The sequence below is a fragment of the Enterobacter sp. A103 genome (genome assembly GCF_034427535.1).
In the GTDB taxonomy this organism is placed as follows: Bacteria; Pseudomonadota; Gammaproteobacteria; order Enterobacterales; family Enterobacteriaceae; genus Enterobacter; species Enterobacter asburiae_B.
The window spans coordinates 147,753-164,154 of the sequence record NZ_JAXQPQ010000005.1 but is presented as its reverse complement, the minus strand read 5'-3'; the positions used below and the strand labels follow the sequence as shown (position 1 = coordinate 164,154).

General features: G+C 57.7%; 16 protein-coding genes. 13 read left to right on the top strand and 3 right to left on the bottom strand.

What is annotated here, in order from left to right:
- The first annotated feature begins 90 nt into the window (after positions 1–90).
- Positions 91–2,112 carry an NADPH-dependent 2,4-dienoyl-CoA reductase gene (locus SPH27_RS15465; protein WP_182071525.1) on the top strand — a complete coding sequence of 674 codons (2,022 nt, stop codon included), beginning with the start codon at positions 91–93 and terminating at the stop codon, positions 2,110–2,112.
- A 120-nt stretch (positions 2,113–2,232) separates the two neighbouring features.
- Here the strand turns inward: SPH27_RS15465 and rlmG are convergent, their stop codons facing one another.
- Positions 2,233–3,369, bottom strand: coding sequence for a 23S rRNA (guanine(1835)-N(2))-methyltransferase RlmG (rlmG, locus tag SPH27_RS15460; RefSeq protein ID WP_182071524.1), 1,137 nt, complete (start codon positions 3,367–3,369; stop codon positions 2,233–2,235).
- Positions 3,370–3,452: 83 nt separating this feature from the next.
- Here rlmG and SPH27_RS15455 point away from each other — a divergent pair, with 83 nt between their 5' ends.
- The 4 genes from SPH27_RS15455 to sstT all read left to right on the top strand — a co-directional run bounded on the left by SPH27_RS15455 (position 3,453) and on the right by sstT (position 7,705).
- On the top strand, positions 3,453–3,956 hold the full coding sequence (locus tag SPH27_RS15455) for a YgjP-like metallopeptidase domain-containing protein (RefSeq protein WP_023333531.1): 504 nt from the start codon (positions 3,453–3,455) through the stop codon (positions 3,954–3,956).
- A 70-nt stretch (positions 3,957–4,026) separates the two neighbouring features.
- A complete protein-coding gene (locus SPH27_RS15450) occupies positions 4,027–5,025 on the top strand; it encodes a Gfo/Idh/MocA family protein (RefSeq protein WP_182071523.1) in 999 nt (332 codons plus the stop codon).
- A 250-nt stretch (positions 5,026–5,275) separates the two neighbouring features.
- A complete protein-coding gene (locus SPH27_RS15445) occupies positions 5,276–6,244 on the top strand; it encodes a TerC family protein (protein WP_029739669.1) in 969 nt (322 codons plus the stop codon).
- A 219-nt stretch (positions 6,245–6,463) separates the two neighbouring features.
- Positions 6,464–7,705 carry a serine/threonine transporter SstT gene (gene sstT / locus SPH27_RS15440; RefSeq protein ID WP_087823155.1) on the top strand — a complete coding sequence of 414 codons (1,242 nt, stop codon included), beginning with the start codon at positions 6,464–6,466 and terminating at the stop codon, positions 7,703–7,705.
- Between the two features lie 92 nt (positions 7,706–7,797).
- On the opposite strand, the gene SPH27_RS15435 is transcribed toward sstT, so the two are convergent.
- Both SPH27_RS15435 and uxaC read right to left on the bottom strand, forming a co-directional pair.
- A complete protein-coding gene (locus SPH27_RS15435; RefSeq protein WP_182071522.1) occupies positions 7,798–9,285 on the bottom strand; it encodes a UxaA family hydrolase in 1,488 nt (495 codons plus the stop codon).
- Between the two features lie 17 nt (positions 9,286–9,302).
- The gene (uxaC, locus tag SPH27_RS15430; protein ID WP_182071521.1) at positions 9,303–10,715 is read right to left on the bottom strand and encodes a glucuronate isomerase; all 1,413 of its coding nucleotides are present in this window, start codon (positions 10,713–10,715) and stop codon (positions 9,303–9,305) included.
- A 475-nt stretch (positions 10,716–11,190) separates the two neighbouring features.
- Here uxaC and SPH27_RS15425 point away from each other — a divergent pair, with 475 nt between their 5' ends.
- The 8 genes from SPH27_RS15425 (at position 11,191) to SPH27_RS15390 (ending at position 16,315) form a co-directional block, all read left to right on the top strand.
- Positions 11,191–12,489: an MFS transporter gene (locus SPH27_RS15425; protein WP_023333537.1), complete on the top strand. Its 1,299-nt coding sequence runs from the start codon at positions 11,191–11,193 to the stop codon at positions 12,487–12,489.
- 115 nt (positions 12,490–12,604) lie between these two features.
- Entirely contained in the window at positions 12,605–13,381 is a 777-nt protein-coding gene (gene exuR, locus SPH27_RS15420) for a transcriptional regulator ExuR (RefSeq protein WP_023309288.1), read from the top strand.
- A gap of 344 nt (positions 13,382–13,725) precedes the next feature.
- Positions 13,726–14,388 carry a DedA family general envelope maintenance protein YqjA gene (gene yqjA / locus SPH27_RS15415; protein WP_023309289.1) on the top strand — a complete coding sequence of 221 codons (663 nt, stop codon included), beginning with the start codon at positions 13,726–13,728 and terminating at the stop codon, positions 14,386–14,388.
- Positions 14,389–14,390: 2 nt separating this feature from the next.
- A complete protein-coding gene (gene mzrA / locus SPH27_RS15410; protein WP_039260467.1) occupies positions 14,391–14,774 on the top strand; it encodes an EnvZ/OmpR regulon moderator MzrA in 384 nt (127 codons plus the stop codon).
- A 142-nt stretch (positions 14,775–14,916) separates the two neighbouring features.
- The gene (locus SPH27_RS15405) at positions 14,917–15,285 is read left to right on the top strand and encodes a DUF1090 domain-containing protein (RefSeq protein WP_058841630.1); all 369 of its coding nucleotides are present in this window, start codon (positions 14,917–14,919) and stop codon (positions 15,283–15,285) included.
- A gap of 31 nt (positions 15,286–15,316) precedes the next feature.
- Complete coding sequence (locus SPH27_RS15400; protein WP_008503141.1) at positions 15,317–15,622, top strand: DUF883 family protein; 306 nt, start codon at positions 15,317–15,319, stop codon at positions 15,620–15,622.
- 1 nt (position 15,623) lies between these two features.
- Positions 15,624–16,016, top strand: coding sequence for a phage holin family protein (locus SPH27_RS15395; RefSeq protein ID WP_023333540.1), 393 nt, complete (start codon positions 15,624–15,626; stop codon positions 16,014–16,016).
- A gap of 2 nt (positions 16,017–16,018) precedes the next feature.
- A complete protein-coding gene (locus tag SPH27_RS15390; RefSeq protein WP_039260464.1) occupies positions 16,019–16,315 on the top strand; it encodes a YqjK-like family protein in 297 nt (98 codons plus the stop codon).
- Positions 16,316–16,402: the final 87 nt, after the last annotated feature.

Below are 16,402 nucleotides of genomic sequence, written 5' to 3'. Positions count from 1 at the left end.
CATTCGATCCCGCTTTTACCTTTCCTCTCCCGCTGGCTAAATTAGTAACTCATCCGACCACATAACAATAATTTTACACTGGAAGAGACTATGAGCCGCTACCCGTCGTTATTCGCCCCCCTCGATCTGGGGTTCACCACACTCAAAAACCGCGTGTTGATGGGCTCGATGCACACCGGGCTGGAGGAGCATCCGGACGGGGCCGAGCGTCTGGCAGCCTTCTATGCGGAGCGCGCCCGCCACGGGGTGGCGCTGATTGTCACCGGCGGCGTGGCCCCGGCGCCTTCCGGCGTGGGCATGGAGGGCGGCGCGGTCCTGAACGATGCGTCACAGCTGCCGCACCACCGCATTGTGACCGACGCGGTACACCGCGAGGGCGGTAAAATCGCCCTGCAAATCCTGCACACCGGACGCTACAGCTATCAGCCGAACCTGGTCGCGCCGTCGGCCATTCAGGCGCCAATCAACCGCTTTAAACCTCATGCCCTCAGCCACGATGAGATCCTGGCGCTGATCGACGACTTTGCCCGCTGTGCGGCGCTGGCGCGCGAGGCGGGCTACGACGGCGTGGAGGTGATGGGCTCGGAAGGCTATCTGATTAACGAGTTCCTCGCCGCCCGCACCAACCAGCGCGACGACGAATGGGGCGGCGACTATGCCCGCCGGATGCGCTTTGCCGTGGAGGTGGTGCGCGCGGTGCGCGAACGTGCGGGCGCAGACTTTATTATCGTCTTCCGCCTGTCGATGCTCGACCTGGTGGAAGGCGGCGGCACGTTCGACGAAACCGTGCAGCTGGCGCAGGCGATTGAAGCCGCCGGTGCCACGATTATCAACACCGGGATTGGCTGGCACGAGGCGCGCATCCCGACCATCGCCACGCCGGTGCCGCGCGCGGCGTTCAGCTGGGTAACACGGAAGCTGAAAGGCAAAGTCTCTGTTCCACTGGTCACCACCAACCGCATTAACGATCCGCAGGTAGCGGACGATGTGATTTCACGCGGCGACGCCGACATGGTGTCGATGGCGCGCCCGTTCCTGGCCGATGCCGAACTGCTCTCCAAAGCGCAAAGCGGCCGTGCGGACGAGATCAACACCTGCATCGGCTGTAACCAGGCCTGTCTGGATCAGATCTTCGTCGGCAAGGTCACCTCTTGCCTGGTTAACCCGCGCGCCTGTCATGAAACCAAAATGCCGGTCGTTCCGGCGGTCAGTAAAAAGCGCCTGGCCGTGGTGGGCGCTGGCCCCGCGGGCCTGGCGTTTGCGGTGAATGCCGCCTCGCGCGGGCACAGCGTGACGCTGTTTGATGCGCTGGCGGAGATTGGCGGGCAGTTTAATATCGCCAAACAGATCCCCGGCAAAGAGGAGTTCTATGAAACCCTGCGCTACTACCGCCGGATGATCGACCTGACGGGCGTCGAGCTGCGGCTTAATCAGTTTGTCAGCGCGGCGGATCTGATCGGTTTCGACGAGGTGATCCTGGCGAGCGGGATCGTGCCGCGCACGCCTGCGATCGAGGGTATCGATCATCCGAGGGTGTTGAGCTATCTGGATGTATTGCGTGACAAAACGCCGGTCGGCGAGAAGGTGGCGATTATCGGCTGCGGCGGGATCGGCTTTGATACCGCCATGTACTTAAGCCAGCCGGGCGAGGCTACCAGCCAGAACATCGCCGAGTTTTGCGTGGAATGGGGTATCGACACCAGCCTGAACCAGTCCGGCGGGCTACGCCCGGAAGGGCCGCAGCTGCCGAAAAGCCCGCGCCAGATCGTGATGCTGCAGCGCAAGGCCAGCAAGCCGGGCGAAGGGCTGGGCAAAACCACGGGCTGGATCCACCGCGCCACCCTGCTCTCGCGCGGGGTGAAGATGATCCCGGCGGTGGGCTACCAGAAGATCGACGACGAGGGTCTGCACGTCACGATCGGCGGCGAGCCGCAGCTGTTACGTGTGGATCATGTGATTTTATGCGCCGGGCAGGAGCCGAAGCGCGATCTGGCGGATCCGCTGCGCGAAGCCGGTAAAACGGTGCATTTGATCGGCGGGTGCGACGTGGCGATGGAGCTGGATGCGCGGCGGGCAATTGCGCAGGGGACGAAGCTGGCTCTGGCGATCTAGGGTATTGCCGGGCGGCCAGGGTAAAAGCAAAACGGCAACCCAGTTGCCGTTTTTAGCGTTTGCTCCCTCTCCCTGTGGGAGAGGGCCGGGGTGAGGGCATCAGGCCGCACATCCCCAATCTTACCGACGACGTCCCAGCTTCACCGCCTTCAGCACCACGAACTTGTTATTGGTCGCAATGGTGACGCAGTTGCCGAAAATCTTCTTCAGCTTGTGGAAGTAATCCAGGTGGCGGTTCGCCACGATGTACAGCTCGCCGTTGATTTTCAGGCAGCGGCGCGCGTGGTGGAACATCTCCCACGCGACGTTATCCGTCAGGGCGTGCTTCTGGTGGAACGGCGGGTTGCAGAACACGGCGTTGAAGCGGAACGGCTCTACGCCGGACAGCGCGTTGTTGATCATAAACTCGCAGCGGTCCAGCGCTTCCGGCATGTTGGTTTCCACGTTCAGACGGCTGGAGGCCACCGCCATCGGCGACTCGTCGCTGAACACCACGCTGGCGTCCGGGTTCTTCGCCAGCAGCGTCAGGCCAATCACGCCGTTACCACAGCCCAGATCGACAATCTCACCTTCCAGATTTTCCGGCAGATGTTCCATAAAGAAACGCGCCCCGATATCCAGCCCGGTGCGTGAGAAGACGTTCGCATGGTTGTGGATGGTCCAGTCGGTGCCTTCCAGCTTCCAGCTCAGGGTCTCCGGCGCGTCGGCCAGCTCCGGCGCGCTGAAGGTGCAGTTGATCAGGCGCGCTTTTTTCCAGGCCAGCGTCGTGGTGGTCGGGCCGAGGACTTTCTCGAACAGCTCCAGCGTCGAGGTGTGAATATCGCGCGCTTTAGCGCCCGCGATGATGCGCGTTTCCGGCGTCACGACCTTACGCAGCGCGCGCAGCTGTTGCTCCAGCAGCGCCATGGTTTTTGGCACTTTGATCAGCACCACGCCCGGCGCCTGCGGGTAGTCCGCGGTGCTGTCGAGGAACTTCACGCTGGACTCTGCGATGTCGTTATGACGCAGGTTTTCACGCGTCGCCAGCTCGCTCAGGTAGGAATCGCCGATGCTGTATGGCGTGTGCTCCGCCAGGGCGCAGCCCAGCGCGCCAAAGGCGTCATTCAGGATCAAAACCGGGCCGCGGATTTCAGTCTCATCCAACTGCTGCAGCAGATATTCATCCGCCGCTTCCCACGCCATGAGCGGGTTAACGTCGTCCGTTTCCGGGAAACGTTTAAGGTTGAGTGAACGGAAACCGTTGTCTAAGTGGCTCATCGGCCCTCCTGAATGGTAAAATTTGGCGTATCCCTGAAAAGGGTGCGTGAGTATACCCGTTTTCGCATTAATTTGGGCTTTTGATGAACCAACTTACTTATCTCCAGGGCTATCCGGAGCATTTACTGACTCAGGTTCGCAGCCTGATTGCCGAGCAGAAGCTCGGCGCGGTGCTGGAAAAACGCTATCCAGGCACGCACGATTTCGCGACCGATAAGGCCCTCTGGCAGTATACGCAGGATCTGAAAAGCCGGTATCTGAAGAGCGCGCCGCCGATCAACAAGGTGATGTACGACAACAAGATCCACGTGCTGAAAAACGCGCTCGGCCTGCACACCGCCATCTCCCGCGTACAGGGCGGCAAGCTGAAAGCGAAGGCCGAAATCCGCGTCGCGACGGTTTTCCGTAACGCGCCGGAAGCCTTTCTGCGGATGATCGTCGTCCACGAGCTGGCGCACCTGAAGGAGAAAGAGCACGACAAAGCGTTCTATTCACTTTGCTGCCACATGGAGCCGCAGTACCACCAGCTGGAGTTTGATACCCGCCTGTGGCTTACGCATTTATCGTTAAATGGTAATGCGGAATAGCGCACGCGAATTGTCATGATGACGTGCTACAGTGGCTAAAGGTTCCCCGCTACGGAGTACGTAAACGTTTATGATACGTTTCGCAGTCATTGGTACGAACTGGATCACGCGCCAGTTCGTCGACGCCGCCCACGAAACCGGCAAACTCAAACTTACCGCAGTCTATTCCCGCAGCCTTGAGCAGGCGCAGAGTTTTGCCAACGACTACCTCGTTGAGCATCTCTTCACTTCGCTTGATGACATGGCGCAAAGCGACGCCATTGATGCGGTGTATATCGCCAGCCCGAACTCCCTGCACTTCCCGCAAACGAAGCTGTTCCTCAGCCATAAAAAGCATGTGATTTGCGAGAAGCCGCTGGCGTCAAATATTGAGGAAGTGGAAGCGGCCATTGCGCTTGCCCGCGAAAACCAGGTGGTGCTATTCGAAGCGTTCAAAACCGCCAGCCTGCCGAATTTCCTGCTGCTGCAGCAGTCCCTGCCGAAAATTGGCAAAGTGCGTAAAGCCTTTATCAACTACTGCCAGTACTCGTCGCGCTATCAGCGCTATCTGGACGGCGAGAACCCGAACACCTTTAACCCGGCGTTTTCGAACGGCTCGATTATGGATATCGGTTTCTACTGCCTGGCCTCTGCCGTGGCCCTGTGGGGCGAACCGCACTGCGTCAGCGCCACCGCCAGCCTGCTGGAGAGCGGCGTGGATGCGCACGGTGTTGCGGTGCTGGATTACGGTGATTTCAGCGTCACGCTACAGCACTCCAAAGTCAGCGATTCCGTGCTGCCGAGCGAAATTCAGGGCGAAGCGGGCTCGCTGGTTATCGAGAAGATCTCCGAGTGCCAGAAAGTGAGCTTTGTGCCGCGCGGCGGCAAAGCGCAGGAGCTGACGCAGCCTCAGCATATTAACACTATGCTCTATGAGGCAGAGGTCTTCGCCCGTCTGGTGGAAGACAACGAAGTGAATCACCCCGGCCTCGCGGTGAGCCGCACCACGGCGAAGCTGCAAACGGAGATCCGTCGCCAGACCGGCGTGGTATTCCCGGCAGACGGCGTGAGCGCGGAAGCGATCGCGTAAAGCTGTGTAATGAAACGGCGCAGACCATTGACGAAACCAATGGTCTGACATATTTTGTTACCTGCAAAGGGGAGTAACTTCTTCGCCGGTAGATCGTCATTACGATGCGTTAAACACGCATCCGGTCGCCGGGCAACCTTCGTGGTTGTAAGTGAGACCTTGCCGGAAGGCGAGGTCTATGCATAAAAAGCTAACGGCTATCGTCTTCTGACCATGGCCGTTTTTGTTTTTTATGTGTAAGGAAAATAGTATGCATTCTGTCGGCACTCCAATGTTGTGGGGCGGATTCGCGGTTGTCGTGCTCATCATGCTGGCGATCGACCTCTTTTTGCAGGGGCGTCGCGGCGCACACGGCATGAGCATCAAACAGGCTGCGGCCTGGTCTCTGGTGTGGGTCACCCTCTCCCTGCTGTTCTGTGCCGCCTTCTGGTGGTACCTGGCCTCGACCGAAGGCCGCGCGGTGGCCGACCCTCAGGCGCTCGCCTTCCTCACCGGTTATCTGATTGAAAAAGCCCTGGCGGTTGATAACGTCTTCGTCTGGCTGATGCTGTTCAGCTACTTTGCCGTGCCTGCTGCCCTGCAGCGACGCGTGCTGGTCTACGGCGTGCTGGGCGCGATTATCCTGCGTACCATCATGATCTTCGCCGGCAGCTGGCTGATTACCCAGTTCGAATGGCTGCTGTACGTCTTCGGCGCGTTCCTGCTGTTCACAGGGGTCAAAATGGCGCTGGCGAAAGAAGACGGCTCCGCGATTGGCGATCGCCCGCTGGTGAAGTGGATCCGTGGGCATCTGCGCATGACCGACAAGATCGAGAGCGAGCACTTCTTCGTGCGCAAGAACGGCCTGCTGTTCGCCACCCCGCTGCTGCTGGTACTGATTCTGGTTGAGCTGAGCGACGTGATTTTCGCGGTGGACAGCATTCCGGCGATCTTCGCAGTGACCACCGACCCGTTCATCGTCCTGACGTCTAACCTGTTCGCCATTCTCGGCCTGCGTGCGATGTACTTCCTGCTGGCGGGCGCGGCGGAGCGCTTCTCGATGCTGAAGTACGGTCTGTCGGTGATCCTGGTGTTTATCGGCATCAAGATGCTGATCGTCGATTTCTACCATATCCCGATCGCCATTTCGCTCGGCGTGGTGTTTGGCATTCTGATCGTGACGCTGATTATCAATACCTGGGTTAACCGCCAGCACGATAAGAAGCAGCAGGTGGAGTAATCCCCCTCACCCCGGCCCTCTCCCACAGGGAGAGGGTGAACACACTTTTGTAACGCAGTAGTTAAAAAATATGATGCAACACGTAAAATCCAGCATTTTACGCTTCCTTCCTTTCGCGCATTCCCTATACTCGACCAGGCAAACATTTACTTACATCCGGACATAAATGTGACTAAGAGCACATCCGGGATGGAACGCAATTTCACTCAGGAAATACGTATGAGCACACAATCAAGCGGACTGTTCGCGCGCCTGGCGCAGGGCAGCCTCGTTAAACAAATTCTGGTCGGGCTGGTGCTGGGTATTCTGCTGGCGATGGTGTCAAAACCTGCTGCGGAGGCTACGGGGCTGCTCGGGACCCTTTTCGTTGGCGCACTGAAGGCCGTCGCACCGGTACTGGTTCTGATGCTGGTCATGGCGTCAATTGCCAACCACCAGCACGGACAAAAAACCAACATTCGCCCCATTCTGTTCCTGTATCTGCTGGGAACCTTCTCGGCTGCCTTAACGGCCGTGGTGTTTAGCTTCCTGTTCCCGTCCACGCTACACCTGACCAGCGCGGCCGGTGACATCACGCCGCCATCCGGCATTGTCGAAGTGCTTCGCGGACTGCTGATGAGCATGGTTTCTAACCCCATCACCGCGCTGATGAGCGGAAACTACATTGGCATCCTGGTCTGGGCGATTGGCCTGGGCTTCGCGCTGCGTCACGGTAACGACACCACGAAAAACCTGGTCAACGATCTGTCCAACGCCGTGACCTTTATGGTGAAGCTGGTGATTCGCTTTGCGCCAATCGGTATTTTCGGGCTGGTCTCCTCTACGCTTGCAACCACCGGCTTCGACGCGCTGTGGGGCTACGCGCAGCTGCTGGTTGTTCTGGTCGGCTGTATGCTGCTGGTGGCGCTGGTGATCAACCCGCTGCTGGTGTTCTGGCAGATCCGCCGCAACCCGTATCCGCTGGTGCTGACCTGCCTGCGCGAGAGCGGAGTGTATGCCTTCTTCACCCGCAGCTCTGCGGCGAACATTCCGGTTAACATGGCGCTGGCGGAGAAGCTGAACCTGGACCGCGATACCTATTCCGTGTCGATCCCGTTGGGCGCAACCGTGAACATGGCGGGCGCGGCAATCACCATTACCGTGCTGACCCTGGCGGCGGTGCATACGCTGGGCATTCCGGTGGATCTGCCAACCGCATTGCTGCTGAGCGTGGTGGCGTCACTGTGCGCCTGTGGCGCATCCGGCGTAGCGGGCGGTTCGCTGCTGCTGATCCCGCTGGCGTGTAATATGTTCGGCATCCCGAACGAGATTGCGATGCAGGTTGTGGCCGTCGGCTTTATCATCGGCGTGCTGCAAGACTCCTGCGAAACCGCGCTGAACTCCTCTACCGACGTGCTGTTTACCGCAGCGGCCTGTCAGGCGGAAGACGCGCGTTTAGCGAAGAACGCCCTGCGAGGTTAACAGCAAAACGGCAACCTTGAGGTTGCCGTTTTTAGTGTTTGTCCCCTCTCCCCGTGGGAGAGGGTCAGGGTGAGGGCATCAGGCCGCACCGATTAAAGCGTCACACCACTCTTAAAGATCGCCAGCTCGCGGAAGTCGTTCTTCTCGTTACAGGTCTGCCTGCCGTTAGCAAATTCCACGATAGCGTCCACGAACTCCGTCAGCAGCTGCGGCATGGCTTTCCCATGAATCAGCTGGCCCGCATCAAAGTCGATCCAGTGCTTTTTCTTTGCCGCCAGCTCGCTGTTGGTAGCGATTTTCACCGTCGGCACAAAACCACCGTACGGCGTACCGCGACCGGTACTGAACAGCACCATATGGCAGCCGGCACCCGCCAGCGCGCTGGTGGCGACCGCATCGTTGCCCGGTGCGCTCAGCAGGTTCAGACCGTGCGTTTTCAGGCGCTCGCCGTAGCGCAGCACGTCAACCACCTGGCTCGCGCCCGCTTTCTGGGTGCAGCCGAGGGATTTCTCTTCCAGCGTGGTGATCCCGCCCGCTTTGTTGCCCGGCGACGGGTTCTCGTAAATCGGCTGATTGTGGGCGATGAAGTACTGTTTGAAGTCGTTCACCATGGTGACGGTCTTCTCAAAGGTTTCTTCGTCGCGGCAGTGGCTCATCAGAATACGCTCCGCGCCGAACATTTCCGGCACTTCGGTCAACACCGTCGTGCCGCCGTTGGCAATCACGTAATCCGAGAAGCGGCCCAGCATCGGGTTAGCGGTAATGCCGGAAAGGCCATCTGACCCGCCGCACTCCAGCCCAAACTTCAGCTCGCTCAGCTTGCCCGGCTCGCGCCTGTCGTGGCGCATCACCTCATAAAGCTGGTGAAGCTGTTCAACGCCCGCTTCCACTTCGTCGTCCTGATGCTGGCACACCATAAAATGCACGCGCTCGGGATCGAACTCGCCCAGCGTGTCGCGGAAGGCGTCCACCTGATTGTTCTCGCAGCCCAGACCGATCACCAGAACCGCGCCCGCGTTCGGGTGACGCACCATGTTTTGCAGCATGGTGCGGGTGTTAATGTGGTCGTCACCGAGCTGGGAACAGCCGTAGGTGTGGCTGAAGAGATGCACGCCGTCAGTCCCTTCGGCGTTGTTGGTCTCTTTCAGGAAGCGCGTCTGGATCTGGCGCGCAATTCCGTTGACGCAGCCGACGGTCGGGAGGATCCACAGCTCGTTGCGGATCCCCACGTCGCCGCTGGCGCGACGGTAGATCTGCACCTCACGATCCGCCGCCTGACGCTCTTCCGCCGGTAAATCAGGTTGATAGCTGTACTCGTCCAGATCGCTCAGATTGGTGCGGGTATTGTGTGAGTGAATGTATTCACCCGGCGCAATATCCGCCAGCGCATGGCCGATGGGCAAACCGTACTTCACCACGTTCTCCCCTTTCGCAATGGGGATCAGGGCAAACTTGTGTCCACGGACGATCGCCTGACGCAGGGTGACGCTCTGGTTATCAACGGTCACCACGTCGCCTTCAGCGAGATCCGTCAGCGCGACGGCCACGTTATCCAGCGAATGGATTTTGATGTATTGCATATCAACCTCAAACGGCCTTAGTTCAGTTCAATGGCGAAGTAGTCACGCGCATTGTTAAAGCAGATGTTTCTCACCATTTCGCCCAGCAGCTGGATATCCGCTGGCGCTTCGCCCGCGTGTACCCAGCGACCAATCATCTGGCACAGAATGCGTCGGAAATATTCATGACGGGTATAGGACAGGAAGCTGCGGCTGTCGGTCAGCATGCCGACAAAGCGGCTCAGCAGACCCAGCTGCGCGAGCTGCGTCATCTGACGCTCCATGCCATCTTTCTGATCGTTAAACCACCAGCCGGAACCGAACTGCATCTTGCCCGGCATCCCTTCGCCCTGGAAGTTGCCGACCATGGTACCCAGCACTTCGTTATCGCGCGGGTTCAGGCAGTACAGGATGGTTTTAGGCAGCAGGTTTTGTTCGTTCTGTTTGCTCAGCAGTTTTGACAGCTCTTCCGCCAGCGGACGATCGTTGATGGAGTCGAAGCCCACGTCAGCACCGAGCAGTTTGAACTGGCGCTGGTTATTATTGCGCAGCGCGCCGATATGGTACTGCTGTACCCAGCCGCGACGCGCGTATTCCGCACCGAGAAATACCAGCACCGCCGTTTTGAACTGCGCCACGTCGTGCTCGCTTAAGCCTTCGCCAGAGAGACGACGCGCCAGAATGCTGTCCAGCTCGGCTTCGTTTGATTCCGCAAACAGCACTACGTCCAGCGCGTGGTCAGACACTTTGCAGCCGTGCGCCGCGAAGTGATCCAGACGTTTGGTCAGCGCGGTTTGCAGGTCAGCGAAACGACGGATGTCGGTATCCGACACTTCCGCCAGCTTCGCCATGTAGTCGGTGAAGGTGGCCTGCTCAATGTTGAAGGCTTTGTCCGGGCGCCAGCTTGGCAGCACTTTGATATCAAAAGAGGTGTCTTTCGCGACAACGGCATGATGCTCCAGGGAGTCGATCGGATCGTCGGTGGTGCCCACCATCTTCACGTTCATCTGCTTCATGATGCCGCGCGCGGAAAAGTTATCCTGCGCCAGCAGCGCGTTGCAGCGATCCCATATTTCATCCGCGGTCGTTGGGGAAAGCAGCTTGCCGGTGATGCCAAACGGACGGCGGAGTTCAAGATGGGTCCAGTGGTAGAGCGGGTTGCCGATGGTGTGCGGAACGGTTGCCGCCCAGGCGTCAAACTTCTCGCGGTCGGTCGCATCGCCGGTACACAGGCGCTCCGCCACGCCGTTGGTGCGCATGGCACGCCATTTATAGTGGTCACCCTTCAGCCAGATGTCATACAGGTTTTTGAAGCGATAATTTTCGGCAACCTGCTGCGGCGGTAAATGGCAGTGGTAGTCGAAAATCGGCTGGTCTTTTGCGTAGTCGTGGTACAGGCGGCGAGCAAATTCGGTATCTAACAGAAAATCTTCGGTCATAAACGGCGTCATTATCGTCTTCCTCATTACGGGAGCGCAGAAAGCGTATGTTCATATGCTGCAAAGTTATCACACCAATTTCCACCAACCGAAGCTTTTTTCGTGAGTGAGATCAATAAACGCCAACAAATAAATTACCCTCAATGAAGCAAACCCTTCTGCAGGCCGCGCCAATACTGGCTTTGCGCGCGACGATTAATGTCCCCACAAAGAATCATACATTTGTGATGTCACTCACCTTTTAAAGTTGTATGACAAGTTATCTTTTCGCCGTCGCAAACACTCAGCCGACGGAATGCATTACCGGTGTGAGAGACATCGGGTTTAACGGTACGGATACCGACTTATGCACGCTTACTTATGGCAAGGTTCGGGCCGTTCCGGGACATGCTCCTGGTTACGCCCCTCCCGTTACACAACTGCTCCCGGAAACGGTTGAGAGGTTGCCGTGCTCTGGCGCGGAAATAACATAACGATGAGGTTTTAGATGCGTAAAATTAAAGGGTTACGTTGGTATATGATCGCACTGGTGACGTTAGGCACCGTGCTGGGCTACCTGACGCGTAACACCGTGGCAGCAGCAGCGCCAACGTTGATGGAAGAGCTGCATATCTCCACGCAGCAATACTCCTACATCATTGCCGCCTATTCCGCGGCGTATACCATCATGCAGCCTGTTGCGGGCTACGTGCTGGATATTCTCGGTACCAAAATCGGTTATGCCTTCTTCGCCATCGCCTGGGCGGTGTTCTGCGGTGCAACCGCGCTGGCAGGCAGCTGGGGTGGACTGGCGCTGGCGCGCGGTGCGGTCGGTGCGGCTGAAGCCGCGATGATCCCGGCGGGCCTGAAGGCCAGCTCCGAGTGGTTCCCGGCGAAAGAGCGTTCCATTGCGGTCGGCTACTTCAACGTGGGCTCGTCCATTGGGGCGATGATAGCGCCGCCGCTGGTGGTGTGGGCCATCGTGATGCACAGCTGGCAGATGGCGTTCATCATCTCAGGCGTGCTGAGCTTCGCCTGGGCGATGGCGTGGCTGATTTTCTACAAACACCCGCGCGATCAGAAAAAACTCTCCGAAGAAGAACGTGAATACATCATTGGCGGTCAGGAAGCGCAGCATCAGACCAACAACGGCAAAAAAATGACCGTCTGGCAGATCCTGGGCACCCGTCAGTTCTGGGGCATCGCCCTGCCGCGTTTCCTGGCTGAACCGGCCTGGGGTACCTTTAACGCGTGGATCCCCCTGTTCATGTTTAAAGTCTACGGCTTTAACCTGAAAGAGATCGCGATGTTCGCCTGGATGCCCATGCTGTTCGCTGACCTGGGCTGTATCGTGGGCGGCTACCTGCCACCGCTGTTCCAGCGCTGGTTTGGCGTGAACCTGATCGTTTCCCGTAAGATGGTGGTGACCATGGGCGCGCTGCTGATGATCGGCCCAGGCATGATCGGCCTGTTCACCAGCCCGTACGTTGCCATTGCCCTGCTGTGCATCGGTGGCTTTGCGCACCAGTCCCTGTCCGGCGCGCTGATTACGCTCTCGTCTGACGTCTTCGGCCGTAACGAAGTGGCAACCGCCAACGGCCTGACCGGCATGGCCGCCTGGACCGCGAGCACCATGTTTGCACTGGTGGTCGGCGCGCTGGCGGATACCATCGGCTTCAGCCCGCTGTTCGCGGTGCTGGCGATCTTCGACCTGATGGGTGCGGTGGTTATCTGGACGGTGCTGAAAAGCAAATCCGCAGAGGAGCTGGCGAAAGAGTCCCTCGGGAAACCGGCGACGCAGAGTTAGCGAAAATGCGTTTCGCCGAAGCCGCCTCCGGGCGGCTTTTTTAATGGCATAATCTGGAGAGTGGCACGCAAAAGTGGTATAACAAATCATCTGCCGTACCCTGCCTGGAGCGCATATGGAAATCACCGAACCACGTCGTTTATATCAACAACTTGCTGCGGAGCTGAAAGATCGCATCGAGCAAGGGGTCTACCTTGTCGGTGATAAACTGCCCGCCGAGCGCTTTATCGCGGATGAAAAAAGCGTCAGCCGCACGGTGGTGCGTGAAGCGATTATCATGCTGGAAGTGGAAGGCTACGTTGAGGTACGCAAAGGCTCCGGCATTCACGTGATTTCTAATCTGCCGAAACACTCTCCCGTCGCGGACGAAAGTCTGGAATTCGCCAGCTATGGTCCGTTTGAGCTGCTCCAGGCTCGCCAGCTGATCGAAAGCAATATTGCTGAGTTTGCGGCGACGCAGGTGACCAAGCAGGACATCATGAAGCTGATGGAGATCCAGGAGAATGCCCGTAAGGAGAAATGTTTCCGCGATTCAGAGTGGGATCTGCAGTTCCACGTTCAGGTCGCCCTGGCAACCCAAAATACGGCCCTGGCGGCAATCGTTGAAAAAATGTGGACTCAGCGCGTTCACAACCCGTACTGGAAAAAACTGCACGACCATATCGATTCCCGTACCGTCGACAACTGGTGCGACGATCACGACCAAATCCTTAAGGCGCTGATTCGTAAAGATCCGCATGCTGCCAAGCTGGCGATGTGGCAACACCTGGAAAACACCAAGCAGATGCTGTTCAACGAAACCAGCGATGACTTTGAATTTAACGCTGACCGCTATCTTTTTGCCGATAATCCGGTTGTTCATCTCGATACGGCTTCCAGTGCCGCAAAATAGATGACCTTTCTGCTGGCAGGCGCTACGTTGCGCCTTCCGGCTTACAGGAGTAAGCAAAACATATATAGTGTCAGCCTTTGTAAATCCCCTCGCTCACTTCCTGGGCTTACGCCAAAATCAACTCACCCCTGCAAATTCTGTGACGCAGAACGTTGGGCTTTGTTACAATTGGATTCAATTCCTTATTTTGTAAGTTAGTGCTTGCTAACCAGCCAATTAACAGGGAACAGTGTTGGCCACACCGCAATGTGTCCGCGAGCGACCATAATGAAATCACAACAATGTCGCCGTGCTGTTTGTCCCGGATAACAGGCGTGACGTTAACCGATTTCCAGGAACACTGAATGGAACTTTTGACCCAACTGCTGCATGCCCTCTGGGCGCAGGATTTTGAAACGCTGGCCAACCCTTCCATGATTGGCATGCTCTATTTCGTCTTGTTTATGATCCTGTTCCTTGAGAACGGTTTGCTGCCCGCTGCCTTCCTGCCCGGTGACAGTTTGCTGGTGCTTGTCGGCGTGCTGTGTGCCAAAGGGGCGATGGCGTTTCCACACACCATTTTATTACTGACCGTTGCGGCCAGTCTCGGCTGCTGGGTGAGCTATATCCAGGGAAGATGGCTGGGCAATACCCGGATCGTCCAGAACTGGCTCTCTCATCTTCCCGCGCATTATCACCAGCGGGCGCACCACCTGTTCCACAAGCACGGGCTTTCCGCGCTGCTGATTGGCCGCTTTATCGCCTTTGTTCGCACCCTGCTGCCGACCATTGCCGGTCTGTCAGGGTTGAGCAGCGCGCGCTTCCAGTTCTTTAATTGGATGAGCGGCCTGCTATGGGTGCTTATTTTGACGACGCTGGGCTATGCGCTGGGTAAAACGCCGGTCTTTATGAAATATGAAGACCAGCTGATGTCCTGCCTGATGCTGCTGCCTGTGGTTCTGCTGGTCTTCGGCCTGATTGGCTCACTGGTTGTCCTGTGGAAGAAGAAATACGGAGCCAGAGGCTAACGATGGCTATCTCACCGCTCGCCCTGCGCCGTTTTGCCGTTGCCGTGATTACGCTGATCGTCCTCAGCGCCATGCTGCTGGCATGGAGCGCGCTTTCGCATCAGGAATCGACGCTGGCCATCCGCCCGGTAAACCAGGGCGCCAGCGTGCCTGACGGTTTTTCTGTCTGGCATCATCTGGACGCGAACGGGATCCGCTTTAAGAGCATTACCCCGCAGGACGATGTTTTACTGATCAAGTTTGATTCCCGTGCGCAAAGTGCCGCCGCGAAAGTGGTTCTCGACCGTACCCTGCCGCACGGGTATATCATTGCCCAGCAGGAAGATGACAGCCAGCCTGCAGCCTGGCTGTCATTGATTCGCGATACGTCGCATCGGTTTGGATAACTTCCAGGATTCCGAATCTTTTCACTCACTTTGGTGAATCCCCCGTTTACTTACTATGCTTAAGTACGCGGAGCACCCCTCGATGTACTCCGCATAACTTTGGATAGCGGCTAACGCCGCAACACAATGGAAGGTTTCGATAATGAAATTCCGCATGACTCTGGCTCTGGCCCTTTTTTCTTTAAGCACAGCATCCTTCGCAAACTCTCTCTGTCAGGAGAAAGAACAGGATATTCAGCGTGAGATCGGTTATGCCCAAAAGCATAACAATCAGCACCGTGTTGATGGTCTTAAAAAAGCGCTGAGCGAAGTGAAAGCGAACTGTTCAGACAGCAAGCTTCGTGCCGATCACAAGAAGAAAATCGCTGAACAGAAGGACGAGATAGCCGAGCGCCGTCGCGACCTGCAGGAAGCGAAAGAGAAAGGAGATGCGGAAAAAATTGCTAAGCGCGAGAAGAAGTTGAAAGAAGCGCAGGACGACCTGAAAGCGCTGGAAGCTCGCGATTATTGAGTTAACGGAAATCTCAACAGGAGAGAGAATCATGTCAAAAGATACGACGTCTGAACATCTGCGCGCTGAACTGAAATCCCTGGCCGATACCCTTGAAGAGGTGCTGAACTCCTCTGCTGACAAGTCAAAAGAAGAGGTCAGCAAGCTGCGCAGCAAGGCGGAGCAGGCGCTGAAAGAGAGCCGCTATCGCCTGGGTGAAACCGGTGATGCGCTGGCGAAACAGACCCGCGAAGCGGCTGCGCGCGCGGACGAATATGTGCGTGATAATCCATGGACGGGTGTAGGGATTGGTGCCGCAGTGGGTGTGGTACTGGGTGTCCTTCTGACGCGTCGTTGATATGGAAGATCCTCGTCACGCACAAGGGCCTGCTAACAACGTCCTCGGCATCGGCCAGCGTATTTTAACGACGCTGGTCGGGATTGCCGAAACGCGCGTCCGGCTCGCAGTGGTCGAGCTGGAGGAGGAGAAAGCGAACCTCTTCCAGATGCTGCTGATGCTCGGGCTGACCATGCTCTTCGCCGCGTTTGGCCTGATGAGCCTGATGGTGTTAATCATCTGGGCCATCGATCCGCAGTATCGTCTTAACGCGATGATTGCCACCACCGTCGTTCTGCTGGTCGCCGCGTTGATAGGCGGTATCTGGACGCTGCGTAAAGCGCGCAAGTCCACTTTCCTGCGCCATACGCGTCAGGAGCTGGCGAACGATCGCGCTCTGCTGGAGGATGACTAGCCGTGAGCGATAAAGCCGAACGTCAAAAGCGAAAAGCGTACCTGTTAAGCCAGATCCAGCAGCAACGGCTGGATCTGTCGGCCAGTCGTCGCGACTGGATCGACGCGACGCGACGGTTTGACCGGGGCTGGAATACCGTCCTGAGCCTGCGTTCCTGGGCGCTGGTCGGCAGCAGCGTAATGGCGATCTGGTCCGTTCGTCATCCGAACATGCTGATCCGCTGGGCTCGTCGTGGATTCGGCGCCTGGAGCGCCTGGCGTCTGGTGAAAGCCACGTTACGGCAGCAGCAGCTGCGGTGATAAAAGCAAAACGGTAACCCTGGTTACCGTTTTTTGTTTTTGCGGCCTCTCTCAGCGGGAGAGGGTTGGGATCAGGGCACCAGCGCG

Excerpts from the sequence above, each read along its gene's own strand:
- SPH27_RS15465 (WP_182071525.1), top strand. The coding sequence starts at position 91 with ATGAGCCGCTACCCGTCGTTATTCGCCCCCCTCGATCTGGGGTTCACC.
- rlmG (WP_182071524.1), bottom strand. The coding sequence starts at position 3,369 with ATGAGCCACTTAGACAACGGTTTCCGTTCACTCAACCTTAAACGTTTC.
- SPH27_RS15455 (WP_023333531.1), top strand. The coding sequence starts at position 3,453 with ATGAACCAACTTACTTATCTCCAGGGCTATCCGGAGCATTTACTGACT.
- SPH27_RS15450 (WP_182071523.1), top strand. The coding sequence starts at position 4,027 with ATGATACGTTTCGCAGTCATTGGTACGAACTGGATCACGCGCCAGTTC.
- SPH27_RS15445 (WP_029739669.1), top strand. The coding sequence starts at position 5,276 with ATGCATTCTGTCGGCACTCCAATGTTGTGGGGCGGATTCGCGGTTGTC.
- sstT (WP_087823155.1), top strand. The coding sequence starts at position 6,464 with ATGAGCACACAATCAAGCGGACTGTTCGCGCGCCTGGCGCAGGGCAGC.
- SPH27_RS15435 (WP_182071522.1), bottom strand. The coding sequence starts at position 9,285 with ATGCAATACATCAAAATCCATTCGCTGGATAACGTGGCCGTCGCGCTG.
- uxaC (WP_182071521.1), bottom strand. The coding sequence starts at position 10,715 with ATGACGCCGTTTATGACCGAAGATTTTCTGTTAGATACCGAATTTGCT.
- SPH27_RS15425 (WP_023333537.1), top strand. The coding sequence starts at position 11,191 with ATGCGTAAAATTAAAGGGTTACGTTGGTATATGATCGCACTGGTGACG.
- exuR (WP_023309288.1), top strand. The coding sequence starts at position 12,605 with ATGGAAATCACCGAACCACGTCGTTTATATCAACAACTTGCTGCGGAG.
- yqjA (WP_023309289.1), top strand. The coding sequence starts at position 13,726 with ATGGAACTTTTGACCCAACTGCTGCATGCCCTCTGGGCGCAGGATTTT.
- mzrA (WP_039260467.1), top strand. The coding sequence starts at position 14,391 with ATGGCTATCTCACCGCTCGCCCTGCGCCGTTTTGCCGTTGCCGTGATT.
- SPH27_RS15405 (WP_058841630.1), top strand. The coding sequence starts at position 14,917 with ATGAAATTCCGCATGACTCTGGCTCTGGCCCTTTTTTCTTTAAGCACA.
- SPH27_RS15400 (WP_008503141.1), top strand. The coding sequence starts at position 15,317 with ATGTCAAAAGATACGACGTCTGAACATCTGCGCGCTGAACTGAAATCC.
- SPH27_RS15395 (WP_023333540.1), top strand. The coding sequence starts at position 15,624 with ATGGAAGATCCTCGTCACGCACAAGGGCCTGCTAACAACGTCCTCGGC.